Source organism: Psychromarinibacter sediminicola (assembly GCF_029168335.1).
GTDB lineage: Bacteria > Pseudomonadota > Alphaproteobacteria > Rhodobacterales > Rhodobacteraceae > Psychromarinibacter > Psychromarinibacter sediminicola.
The window spans coordinates 112,109-122,518 of sequence record NZ_JARGYC010000004.1; the positions used below are offsets into that span (position 1 = coordinate 112,109).

The 10,410-nt window shown below is 66.6% G+C and carries 12 protein-coding genes; 9 read left to right on the plus strand and 3 right to left on the minus strand.

Going from position 1 to position 10,410, the window contains the following annotated elements:
* Positions 1 to 68 precede the first annotated feature (68 nt).
* The gene (locus P1J78_RS02845) at positions 69 to 584 is read left to right on the plus strand and encodes a cupin domain-containing protein (protein WP_275565805.1); all 516 of its coding nucleotides are present in this window, start codon (positions 69 to 71) and stop codon (positions 582 to 584) included.
* Between the two features lie 19 nt (positions 585 to 603).
* On the opposite strand, the gene P1J78_RS02850 is transcribed toward P1J78_RS02845, so the two are convergent.
* The gene (locus P1J78_RS02850; protein WP_275565806.1) at positions 604 to 1,422 is read right to left on the minus strand and encodes a sulfotransferase family protein; all 819 of its coding nucleotides are present in this window, start codon (positions 1,420 to 1,422) and stop codon (positions 604 to 606) included.
* Positions 1,423 to 1,572: 150 nt separating this feature from the next.
* Between P1J78_RS02850 and P1J78_RS02855 the strand changes: the two genes are divergently transcribed.
* From P1J78_RS02855 to P1J78_RS02875, 5 genes are all read left to right on the plus strand, one after another.
* Complete coding sequence (locus tag P1J78_RS02855; protein WP_275565807.1) at positions 1,573 to 3,150, plus strand: DUF5928 domain-containing protein; 1,578 nt, start codon at positions 1,573 to 1,575, stop codon at positions 3,148 to 3,150.
* A gap of 18 nt (positions 3,151 to 3,168) precedes the next feature.
* Complete coding sequence (locus tag P1J78_RS02860) at positions 3,169 to 3,540, plus strand: histidine triad nucleotide-binding protein (protein WP_275565808.1); 372 nt, start codon at positions 3,169 to 3,171, stop codon at positions 3,538 to 3,540.
* A gap of 114 nt (positions 3,541 to 3,654) precedes the next feature.
* Entirely contained in the window at positions 3,655 to 3,837 is a 183-nt protein-coding gene (locus P1J78_RS02865) for a zinc-finger domain-containing protein (protein WP_275565809.1), read from the plus strand.
* An 87-nt stretch (positions 3,838 to 3,924) separates the two neighbouring features.
* A complete protein-coding gene (gene trhA / locus P1J78_RS02870; RefSeq protein WP_275565810.1) occupies positions 3,925 to 4,596 on the plus strand; it encodes a PAQR family membrane homeostasis protein TrhA in 672 nt (223 codons plus the stop codon).
* Positions 4,597 to 4,797: 201 nt separating this feature from the next.
* Entirely contained in the window at positions 4,798 to 5,709 is a 912-nt protein-coding gene (locus P1J78_RS02875) for a pirin family protein (RefSeq protein ID WP_275565811.1), read from the plus strand.
* A gap of 354 nt (positions 5,710 to 6,063) precedes the next feature.
* On the opposite strand, the gene P1J78_RS02880 is transcribed toward P1J78_RS02875, so the two are convergent.
* Both P1J78_RS02880 and P1J78_RS02885 read right to left on the minus strand, forming a co-directional pair.
* Entirely contained in the window at positions 6,064 to 6,201 is a 138-nt protein-coding gene (locus P1J78_RS02880; RefSeq protein ID WP_275565812.1) for a hypothetical protein, read from the minus strand.
* Positions 6,202 to 6,440: 239 nt separating this feature from the next.
* Positions 6,441 to 7,406, minus strand: coding sequence for a LysR family transcriptional regulator (locus tag P1J78_RS02885; RefSeq protein ID WP_275565813.1), 966 nt, complete (start codon positions 7,404 to 7,406; stop codon positions 6,441 to 6,443).
* A 99-nt stretch (positions 7,407 to 7,505) separates the two neighbouring features.
* Between P1J78_RS02885 and P1J78_RS02890 the strand changes: the two genes are divergently transcribed.
* From P1J78_RS02890 to P1J78_RS02900, 3 genes are read left to right on the plus strand one after another with little or no spacing between them, the layout of a single operon-like run.
* Positions 7,506 to 8,372 carry an ABC transporter permease gene (locus P1J78_RS02890; RefSeq protein ID WP_275565814.1) on the plus strand — a complete coding sequence of 289 codons (867 nt, stop codon included), beginning with the start codon at positions 7,506 to 7,508 and terminating at the stop codon, positions 8,370 to 8,372.
* Positions 8,372 to 9,157 carry an ABC transporter permease gene (locus tag P1J78_RS02895; RefSeq protein WP_275565815.1) on the plus strand — a complete coding sequence of 262 codons (786 nt, stop codon included), beginning with the start codon at positions 8,372 to 8,374 and terminating at the stop codon, positions 9,155 to 9,157. The genes P1J78_RS02890 and P1J78_RS02895 overlap by 1 nt, the downstream gene beginning before the upstream one ends.
* 57 nt (positions 9,158 to 9,214) lie before the next feature.
* Positions 9,215 to 10,351 carry an extracellular solute-binding protein gene (locus P1J78_RS02900; protein ID WP_309568086.1) on the plus strand — a complete coding sequence of 379 codons (1,137 nt, stop codon included), beginning with the start codon at positions 9,215 to 9,217 and terminating at the stop codon, positions 10,349 to 10,351.
* Positions 10,352 to 10,410: the final 59 nt, after the last annotated feature.

Here is a 10,410-nt window from a genome sequence, read left to right on the forward strand (position 1 = left end):
CCTTTTCTGCCTCTAAGCCGCAACGTTCGGTTGGCTTAGCCGTAGGCCCGGCAAGGATGGAGGCTTTCATGAAGGACAACGTCGATGTCGTCGCCCGGCATTTCGAGGATGACGGGGTGATCCCGAACAACCCCGACCTGCCGGTGGTGATCCTGAAGGCGGCGCTCGACCCGGCGCTGAGCCCGGCGGAGGTGCAGGAGATCCACCGCCGGAACGGCTGGGGCGGCGGCTGGGTCTATACCGTCTTCGACTACCACCACTGGCATCCCGACGCGCACGAGGCGCTGTCGGTCGCGGCCGGCGCGGCGGAACTCATGCTGGGCGGCCCGGGCGGCGAGGTGTTCCGGGTCGAGGCCGGCGACACGCTGGTCCTGCCGGCCGGCACGGGGCATCGCCGGCTGTCGGCCAGCCCGGACTTCGCGGTCTGCGGATGCTACCCGCCGGGGCAGGAGAGCTATTCCACCCGCCGCGGCGTGGCGCATGAGCGGGGCGACGGGCCGGCCGAGGTGGCGCGCGTGCCGCGGCCCGAGACGGACCCGGTCTTCGGCGCGGACGGGCCGCTGATCGAGGCGTGGCGGCGCTGAAGCGGGGCACGCCCGCGCGTCACTCCCCCAGCTTGGCGTGCACTTCCTCCAGGTCGATCTCCTCCAGCGGCATCTTGTTCGAGGGGTCGTAGAAGTCGTACTTGAAGACCTCGAAGTCGCGCTTGTAGATCTCGTAGACGAGATGCATCGACAGGTCGTCGAAATAGTCCTCGACCGGATGCGCGCGCTTCGGCCCGTGGCCCTCGGATTCGTTGAACCGCGGGATCGTGGCCAGGTCGACGGGATGCGCCACCTCCACCGCGTCGAGCACCGACTGCATGCCCTCGTCGAATTTCTCGGTGAAGAAGATGTTGTCGTACTGCCCGCCATTGACGATGAAGGTCGAGATATGGCCCGACATCGCCGACCAGTGGATGTCCGGATCCATCGGGCGGCGCCAGCGGATCGTGTCGCGGGCGAACAGCAGGAACCGCCGGAAGCTCTCGATCTGGTCGAACTCCCCGCGCCCGTTCTCGCCGCCGACCTCGATGCCGTATTTCTGGATCAGAAGCGGCACCAGGTTGCCGCGATAGCGCCGGCCGTTGCGCTGGATGCCGCAGATCTTGTCGAAGAAGGACGACAGGATGCGGCTGTAGGGATTGCGCACGCAGGTGAAGGAATAGGACTTGTGGCCCAGGACGTTCGCCTCGATCTTCTTCTGGCTGGCGTCCTGCGCCCATTTGTGAAGCCCGTCCTTCGAGTCGTGGATATCGCCGTCGAAGAACCGGCCGTGGTCGGAGTAGAACATGATCTGCCCGATGGTCGAGCAGGCGCATTTCGGGACCACCCGGTACACCATGCTTTCGCTCTCGGTCATCCAGGTGCCGGGAAAGCCCATCTTTTTGCCTCCTGATGCCGGACCGTCCGCGCCTGCCGCGATCCTGGCTTTGATTGGGTTTAGAAAAGATCAAAGAACGGGTGTCATATCAATCCTTCTTCAAGCTAATAAGTCCACCAGAGGGCAACAAACGGGCAGACCGCTTCGGACATGGCGAGAATCGCGTTCATTCTGTTGTGCCACAAGGATCCGAAGGCCGTCGTCGCGCAGGCACAGCGGCTGACGGCGATGGGCGACTATATCTCGATCCATTTCGACGCCCGCGCCCGGCCCGAACAATTCGAGGAGATCCGCGCCGCGCTGAAGGACAACCCCTCGGTCGCCTTCGCCGCGCGCCGGATCAAGTGCGGCTGGGGCGAATGGAGCCTGGTCGAGGCGACGCTGCAGGCCGTCATGGCGGCGGTGGAGAAGTTCCCGCGGGCGACGCATTTCTACATGCTCTCGGGCGACTGCATGGCGATCAAGTCGGCCGAATACGCCCATGCCTTCCTGGACGCCGAAGACGTCGACTATATCGAAAGCTTCGACTTCTTCGAAAGCGACTGGATCAAGACCGGGATGAAGGGCGACCGGCTGCACTATCGCCACTTCTTCAACGAGCGCCGGCACAAGCTTCTGTTCTACGCCAATCACGGGCTGCAGAAGCGGCTCGGGCTGCGGCGCGAGGTGCCGCAGGACATCCGCGTGATGATCGGCTCGCAATGGTGGTGCCTGCGCCGTCGCACGATCGAGTGGATCCTCGACTTCGTGCGCGCGCGGCCGGACGTGGTGCGGTTCTTCCGCACGACCTGGATCCCGGACGAGACGTTCTTTCAGACGCTGGTGCCGCACCTGGTGCCGGATGCCGAGATCCGGCGGCGCACGCTGACCTTCTTGATGTTCACCGACTACGGGATGCCGGTGACCTTCTACAACGACCATTACGACCTGCTTCTCAGCCAGGACTACCTGTTCGCGCGCAAGATCAGCCCCGGCGCGACCGAGCTGAAGCAGCGGCTGGGCGAGCTGTTCGTCTCGTCCGAGAGCACGTTCCAGATCTCGAACGAGGGGCGCAGCCTGTTCGAGTTCCTGGCCGGGCGCGGCCGGATCGGCCGGCGTTTCTCGCCCCGCTTCTGGGAGACCGAGTCGACGCTGGGGCGCGAGCGCGAGCTGATGATCGTGGTCTGCAAGAAATGGCACGTGGCCAAGCGCATCCTCGACCGCATCCGCACCGTCACCGGGCTGCCCTGCATCGAATACCTGTTCAACGAGGAAAGCTGCCCGCTGCCGGACCTGGGCGGCATCCAGGCGACGATCGAGAAGCGCACGCGCCACCGGCGGTCGCTGATGCGGATGCTGTTCGACTATTACGACTCGAACCGGCTGGTGATCTGCCTGGACCCGTCCAGCATCGACCTGATGCGCGACTTCTACGCCGACCGCTCCACCACCAAGATGCTGGAGGTGGAGTGCAGCTTCAGCAAGCCCTTCCTGATCGGCCACGCCAAGCGCGTCAGGCTGGCGGGCGACCGGACGCCGCCGGACACGCTGGACGCGCTGTTGCCGACGATCCGGTCGGACTTCGTCTACGAAAGCGACCAGATCCGCGATTCCGGTTTCGCGCATGTCTACCGGCTGCAGGAGGAAGGGTCGGTCGACGACAACCTGCTGGCCCTTGCACGGTTCCTCGATATCCCCGAGAACAGGGCGCGCGAGATCGCCGAGACCGGCTATCTGTTCGTGGATTGAGCCAGACGCGGGGGGCACATGGGCTACCAGTACGACGACCAGAACATATTCGCGAAGATCCTGCGCGGCGAGATCCCGAGCGAGCCGCTGCTGGAGACCGAGCATGCGCTCGCCTTCGAGGACATCCGCCCGCAGGCGCCGACGCATGTGCTGGTGATCCCGAAGGGGCCCTATGTCTGCTACGACCACTTCGCGCAGGAGGCCACCGACGCCGAGATCGTCGACTTCACCCGCGCGGTGGGCGAGGTCTGCCGGCGGCTGGGCCTGGAGCGGAGCGGCTGGCGGCTGATCGCCAATGCCGGGGCGGACGCGGTGCAGGAGGTGCCGCATATGCATGTGCATATCCTGGCCGGCCGGCCCCTGGGCCGGATGCTGGAGCCCGCCGGATGAGCCGGCCGCAGGGCGCGTCGCAGCGCCCGGGCCGCCCTTGCCCGCCGCCGCGCGATGGCTATCATCGCGCCCCGAGCCCGACATGACCACGCCAGAACGAGCGAGCCACCGTCCATGAGCATCGAAGCGCCCGAAGTCGAATACGTCACCAAGACCCGCGTCGCCTGCGACGGCGGCGAAGGCGCGCTGGGCCACCCGCGGGTCTGGCTGCAGATCCCGCCCGAGGTCGGCTGGGTCGAATGCGGCTATTGCGACAAGAAGTTCATCCTTGAGGACGACGCGCAGCCCGGCCACTGACCCGGGGGCGCGCGCGCCCCGCGGCATGCCGTGCCGTCACGCAACTGTGCCATGGTGCGGTAACGAATCCGCGCTATCCTTTCCCGCATGAGCACCGACGATCCGTCCCCGCCCGCCGCGATCGACGACCGGCCCTACAGCCGGCCCGAGCTGATCAGCGATGCCGTCGTGCATTTCGCCGCGCTGGTGCTGGCCGTGGGCGCGGTGCCGGTGCTGATCGTGCTGACCGCGATCTGGCGCGGCGACGCGCCGGGGATCGTGGGCGTCACGCTCTACGGCGTGACCCTGATCGGGATGCTCGTGGCGTCTTTGGCCTACAACCACCTGCCGCGGCCCGAATGGCGCGAGTGGCTGCGCCGGCTCGACATCTCGGCGATCTATTTCAAGATCGCCGGCACCTACACGCCCTTCACCCTTCTGTCCAAGGCCGGCTGGGGCATGCTTTCGGCGATCTGGTCGGTGGCGATCCTGGCGACGCTGGGCAACCTGCTGATCCGCTGGCGCTCGCCGGTCGTCGGCATCGTGATCTGCCTGGCCATGGGCTGGGCCGTGGTGCTGGGCGGCCGCGACCTGATGGCGCAGATGTCGAGGCCGGTCCTGGTGCTGATGCTGGTCGGCGGGGGGCTCTATTCGCTGGGCACGCTGTTTCTGCTGCTGGAGCGGATGCGGTTTCACAACACGATCTGGCACGTCTTCGTCGTGGCGGCCTCGACGGTGTTCTTCGTGGCGGTCTTCCTGCACGCCGCCCGGACCGCCTGAGGCGCGTCGTCCCGGTTGGGGCGCGTGTTGCATCGGGCGGGATTTGCGTATTTTTCAACGAGAAGAAGCCAGGGCGTGGGCGCGGGGCGGCCGGTGTCTCGGCATCGTGGAACGGGGGCTGTGCGGCGGTGCACAGGGCGGGGGCTTTTCCCGGGCCGGGGGGCGCCCATATTGCTGGGAACGCTTACTGGGAGACCGATCATGACCTTTCGCCCCGTCACCGGCACCACCCGCGCCAAGCCGACGCTGGAAGGCGCCGGCGTGCATCTGCACCGCGTGTTCGGCTTCGGCGACACCTCCGAGACCGACCCGTTCCTGCTGCTCGACGATTTCCGCAACGACGCGCCCGAGAAATACCGGCAGGGCTTTCCGTGGCATCCGCATCGGGGGATCGAGACGATCACCTACGTGCTGGAGGGCACCGTCGAGCACAGCGATTCGCTGGGCAATTCCGGCGCGCTCGGCCCCGGCTCGGTGCAGTGGATGACCGCCGGGTCGGGGATCCTCCACCAGGAGATGCCGCTGGGCAACGCGAAGGGCCAGATGCACGGCTTCCAGCTCTGGGCGAACCTGCCCTCGTCGCTGAAGATGACGGCGCCGCGCTACCAGGACATCCAGGGGGCGGATATCCCGACGGTGGTGGACGACGACGGAACCTCCGTACGGGTCATCACCGGCAATTTCTGGGGCAAGGCGGGGCCGGTCGACGGCATCGCCGCCGATCCGCTGTACCTGGACGTGAGCGTACCGCCGAACACCCGCAAGGTGCTGCCGGTGGACACCTATTCGCACACCTTCGCCTATGTCTTCGCCGGGGCGGGCACGTTCCGCGACGCCTCGGACCCGGTGGGCGTGCGGGTCGAGAAGGAGGTGGACGGGCAGGAGCTGAACATCCGCGACCTGACCGGCAACCGCACGCTGGTGCGCTTCGGCACCGGCGACGAGATCGTGGTGACGGCCGGGCCGGAGGGGGTGCGGTTCCTGCTGGTCTCGGGCAAGCCGATCCAGGAGCCGGTGGCCTGGCACGGGCCGATCGTGATGAACACCCGGGCCGAGCTGCAGCAGGCGATGCGGGAGCTGAACAACGGGACGTTCATTCGTTCGGCGCATTGAAGGGGGGCGTCCGAGCAGTGTGAGAAGCCGCGCAAGGGCCGACGCGCGCGGCGGCGCTCCGACTTCTGATCGGTGCGCTTTATGGCTGCCAAATTCGGACGACCTCAGAGCTCTGCGATAACGTCCACCACAGCGCCGCCGCACCGGGGCGCGTCTCTCGGGCATTTCGTCCCGAAATGCCCTGCCGACAGGCGATTGCAGGGCAATCGCCGAGAGGCGGCGCTTGCGCGGCGGCTTCGCCTTGTTCCGCGCGGGGCACCGTTCAAAGGGCGGATCGTACATGCCCCACAAAACAACGAAGGGGCGGAGAACTTCTCCGCCCCTTTCTCGTGATCTCGCCGGATCGGCAACCGCTCAGGCGGCTTCCTGCGCCTTGGCGTCCTGCTTCTGGCGGTAGGCCAGTTCGCGCTGCAGCGACCGGGCGGCCAGGTGCATGCCCGAGGCCTGCAGGTCTTCGATACGGTTGATCAGCTCTTCGTTCGTCATGCTCATGTCTTGCTCCTTGTTGTTCTTGCGTTCGAACGCCAGGGAACGCGGCGCGCGCAACCGGCGGAGAACGCTGGATGGACGCTGAAGGGCCCTGACTGGAAGCGACCGGGACCATGGAACAGCGCGGATCGCGCCGACATCCCGGTGCCGGGCGCAGAACCGTCGTAACGGCGCGCCCGAGCGATGGGCGGAATATGGCCGGTCGCGGCAGGAATATCAACCCGTTACCGGGCGACGTCGCGTCAGGCGTAGGTGCGCGCCTCGATCGGCGTGCGCTCGATGGCGTCCAGAAGCGCCCGCAGGAACAGCTCCTCCGCCCGGTTCTTCACCGCCGCGGGGTTCCAGACGACATGCACGTCGATCGCCGGCAGGCCGGTATAGGGCGGCACCTGCCACAACAGCCCGTCGGCCACGTCGCGCCCCGCCACGTGAACGGGCAGGGGCCCCACGCCCATCCCGGCCACGATCATCCGGCGCACCTCTTCGAGATGCGACGACGAGCCGGTGATCTTCTCGCCCAGCTCCGCCTGCGCCCGCATCAGCGTGACCGGCTTCAGCACGTCGTGCAGCCGGTCGGTGTCGAAGCTGACCGACTTGTGGCCCGCCAGGTCGCCGCGGGTCAGGTCGGAGCGCCCGAACAGCGGATGCGGCGGGCCGCAGAACAGCCCGAAATACTCGCGGTAGAGCCGGCGGTACTCCAGCCGCGGCGAGTGGCTGCGCACCAGGCAGACGGCGAGCGAGGCGCGCTTGGCCACCACCTCGGCGATGGCGTCGGCGCTGGACAGCACGCCGATCGACAGGCTGGCGGCCGGGTTCTGCGCGTGGAACCCGGCGATCGCCTCGTCGAACAGCGGGCAGACCACGTGGCTGGCCACGGCGATCTTGACGTGGCCCTGCACCTCGTCGGTGATCTCGCGCATCAGGGTGGACAGCCGCAGGACCGAGCCGTTGATCTCCACCGCCTCGCGGTACAGCAGCCGCCCCGCGTCGGTCAGCGCGTAGCGGCCGGGCGAGCGGTCGATCAGCTTGCGGCCGATCCGGTCCTCCAGCTTGCGCAGCGCCGCCGAGACCGAGGGCTGCTTCAGCCGCAGCTCCTGCGCCGCATGGGTGACCGAGCGGCTTTCGGCCAGCACCACGAAGGTGCGCAGCAGGTTCCAGTCCAGTTCGCGCGCGATGCGCTCGGGGGAATGGGGGCGGGTGCCGTCCATCATAGTCACCAGCTATATTCAGAATTTCAATTATCTATTTGATCTATGTGTCCCCGCTTTTGCAAGCTTGCCTTGATGACGTTTCCCAAGGACACGTGAATGTCGGTCGAAGCCCGCGAAGCGCGCCAGCCCTGGATATTGCTGACCCCCGCCCTGACGGCGGTGACGCTTCTGCTGTTCGTGCCGCTGGCCTTCATCGTGGTCTACAGCTTCTGGCTGCGCACCGCGACCGGCGCCGACGAGGTGGGCTTCTACCTGGACAACTGGCGCGAGGCGCTGACCGACCCGTTCTACCGCGACATCCTGCTGAACACGCTGAAGATCGCCTTCATCACCACGCTGGTCTGCGCGCTGATGGGCTATCCGGCGGCCTATTTCATCGCCCGCTCGCGCGGCAACAAGGCGCTTCTGCTGCTGCTGCTGATGCTGCCGTTCTGGATCAGCTACATCATCCGCACGATGAGCTGGATCAACATCCTGGGCGTCTCGGGCGCGTTCAACACCGCGTTCATGACCATCGGGATCATCGATGAGCCGATCCAGATGCTCTACAACGAGACCACGGTGATCCTGGGCCTGGTGCATTTCCTGCTGCCCTTCATGATCCTGAACGTCTTCGTCAGCGTCGACGGCATCGACACCAATCTGGAGGACGCCGCGACCTCGCTGGGCGCGACGCGCTGGCAGGCCTTCGTGCAGGTGACGCTGCCGCTGTCGCTGCCCGGCCTCGCGGCGGGGAGCCTGCTGTGCTTCGTGCTCGGGGCGGGCACCTACATCACGCCGCTGGTCCTGGGCGGGCCGACCGACGCCATGTTCGCCAACCTCGTCTTCGAGGCGATCATCACCCAGCTCAACTGGCCGATGGGCTCGGCGCTCAGCCTGATGCTGCTGGTGGTGCTGGGCGTGCTGGTGATGATCTACAACCGCTATCTCGGAATGGCGCAGCTGATGAAGGGGCTGGGCTGATGGGCTGGAACCTGATCCGCGGCTGGACGGTGCTCGTCTACGTTTTCATGTTCCTGCCGGTGGCGGTGGTCGTGCTGCTCAGCTTCAACGCCTCGCAGTTCGGCTCCTTCCCGATGACCGGCTTTTCGTTCCGCTGGTTCGTGGAGCTCTGGAACAACGACGCGATCCTGCGCGCGTTCCGCACCTCGATCGTGCTGGGCCTCTTGACGGCGCTGATCTCGACCACGCTGGGCGTGCTGGCCAGCCTGGCGCTGGTGCGCTACCGGGTGCCGGGGGCGAACATGGTCTCGACCCTGCTGATCGCGCCGATCCTGGTGCCCGAGGTGGTGCTGGCCGTGGCGCTTCTGCTGTTTCTGAACTTCCTCGGGATCAACAAGTCCTTCACGCTTCTGCTCTTCGGCCACGTGATCTTCACGCTGCCCTTCGTGATCCTGGTGGTGCAGGCGCGGCTGGTGGCGATCCGGCGCGACGTGGAAGAGGCGGCGATGAGCCTCGGCGCCTCGCCGATGCAGACCTTCTTCCAGATCACCCTGCCGCTGATGCTGCCGGCGGTGCTGGCCGGGGCGCTCTTCGCCTTCACCATCAGCTTCGACGACATCACCGGCACCCTGTTCTGGAAACCCGGCGGGGTGGAAACGGTGCCCACGCAGATCTTCGCGATGCTGAGGAACTCGATCAGCCCCGAGATCAACGCGCTGGGCACGGTGATGATCGTGATGACCGTGGGCCTGCCCCTCCTGGGCGCGGCCATCGCCCGGCAACTCGCAAGAAGAAGCGGCACCTGAGAACCGCGAAAACCCAAGTCCGACCAAGTCCGACAAGGAGACACGACGATGAAGAAGATGGACAACACCACCCGCTACGAGCGCCTGCGCGCGCGCTACATGAACGGCGATCTGGACCGCCGGACGTTCCTGGGCCTTCTGGGCGCGGCCGGCGCGGCCTATGGCGTGGTCACGCCCTACCGCGCGCTGGCGCAGGAGGTCAGCGAGGTGCGCTTCGACGGCTGGGGCGGCGTGGTGTCCGAGGCGCTGCGCGAGAACGCCTTCGACCCGTTCACCGAGGCGACCGGCATTGAGGTGGTCGACGGCACCTTCGGCGGCGCCGACGAATACATCAGCCGGGTCAAGGCCAGCCAGCCGGGCGAATACAACATCGCCCACCTGTCCGGCGTGTTCGACTATGCGCGCTATCACAACCTCGGGCTGTCCACGACGCTGAACGAGGACAATATCCCGAACCTGCAATACGTGATCCCGAAACTGATCGACGTGTTCCGCAACGTGACCGACGGCAACCTGTCCTGCGTGCCCTACGACTACGGCACCACCGGCATCGCCTATAACCGGGCCCACATCTCGGACGAGGAGATGCAGGAGAAGGGCGCGAACATCCTGATCGACCCCGCCTACGAGGGCAAGATCGCCGGGTGGAGCGACTGGCGCACCCGCATCTGGTTCGCCGCGCTGCAGACCGGGCAGGACCCCAACAACGCCACCGACATGGACGCGATCTGGGAGGCGATCCGCACCCATCGCGACCTGGCGCTGAAATACTGGGGCTCGGGCGCCGAGTTGATGAGCCTGCTGGCGGAAGAGGAAATCTACGTCACCGAGGGCTGGTCCGGCCGCATCTACGCGCTGCAGGAGCAGGGCCACGACATCGGCTACATGGACCCGCCGAACGGCTACGGCTGGCAGGAATGCATGTTCGTCCTGAAGGGCTCGCCGATGGAGGCCTGCGAGGAGCTTCTGAACTTCATGCTGGAGCCCGAGACGGCGATCGCGGTGGCCGAGGGGCAGAACTATCCGCCCGCGCTCGACCCGCAGAAGGTCGACCTGGGCGACAAGATCCCCAAGCTGCCCGCCTTCGACCCGACCGGCACGCTCGACGGGCTGACCTTCGCCGACCCGGCCTACTGGAACAGCCACGAGCAGGAATGGTCCAAGACCTTCGGCCGGGTGCAGAAGGGTTACTGAGCCGCCATGACAACCACCCCCCTCCCCTGACAGGGGGGAGGGCCGGGGAGGGGGCGGCC

Bases quoted from the DNA above. Each gene is read 5' to 3' on its own strand.
- P1J78_RS02845 (WP_275565805.1), top strand. From the start codon at position 69: ATGAAGGACAACGTCGATGTCGTCGCCCGGCATTTCGAGGATGACGGG.
- P1J78_RS02850 (WP_275565806.1), bottom strand. From the start codon at position 1,422: ATGGGCTTTCCCGGCACCTGGATGACCGAGAGCGAAAGCATGGTGTAC.
- P1J78_RS02855 (WP_275565807.1), top strand. From the start codon at position 1,573: ATGGCGAGAATCGCGTTCATTCTGTTGTGCCACAAGGATCCGAAGGCC.
- P1J78_RS02860 (WP_275565808.1), top strand. From the start codon at position 3,169: ATGGGCTACCAGTACGACGACCAGAACATATTCGCGAAGATCCTGCGC.
- P1J78_RS02865 (WP_275565809.1), top strand. From the start codon at position 3,655: ATGAGCATCGAAGCGCCCGAAGTCGAATACGTCACCAAGACCCGCGTC.
- trhA (WP_275565810.1), top strand. From the start codon at position 3,925: ATGAGCACCGACGATCCGTCCCCGCCCGCCGCGATCGACGACCGGCCC.
- P1J78_RS02875 (WP_275565811.1), top strand. From the start codon at position 4,798: ATGACCTTTCGCCCCGTCACCGGCACCACCCGCGCCAAGCCGACGCTG.
- P1J78_RS02880 (WP_275565812.1), bottom strand. From the start codon at position 6,201: ATGAGCATGACGAACGAAGAGCTGATCAACCGTATCGAAGACCTGCAG.
- P1J78_RS02885 (WP_275565813.1), bottom strand. From the start codon at position 7,406: ATGGACGGCACCCGCCCCCATTCCCCCGAGCGCATCGCGCGCGAACTG.
- P1J78_RS02890 (WP_275565814.1), top strand. From the start codon at position 7,506: ATGTCGGTCGAAGCCCGCGAAGCGCGCCAGCCCTGGATATTGCTGACC.
- P1J78_RS02895 (WP_275565815.1), top strand. From the start codon at position 8,372: ATGGGCTGGAACCTGATCCGCGGCTGGACGGTGCTCGTCTACGTTTTC.
- P1J78_RS02900 (WP_309568086.1), top strand. From the start codon at position 9,215: ATGGACAACACCACCCGCTACGAGCGCCTGCGCGCGCGCTACATGAAC.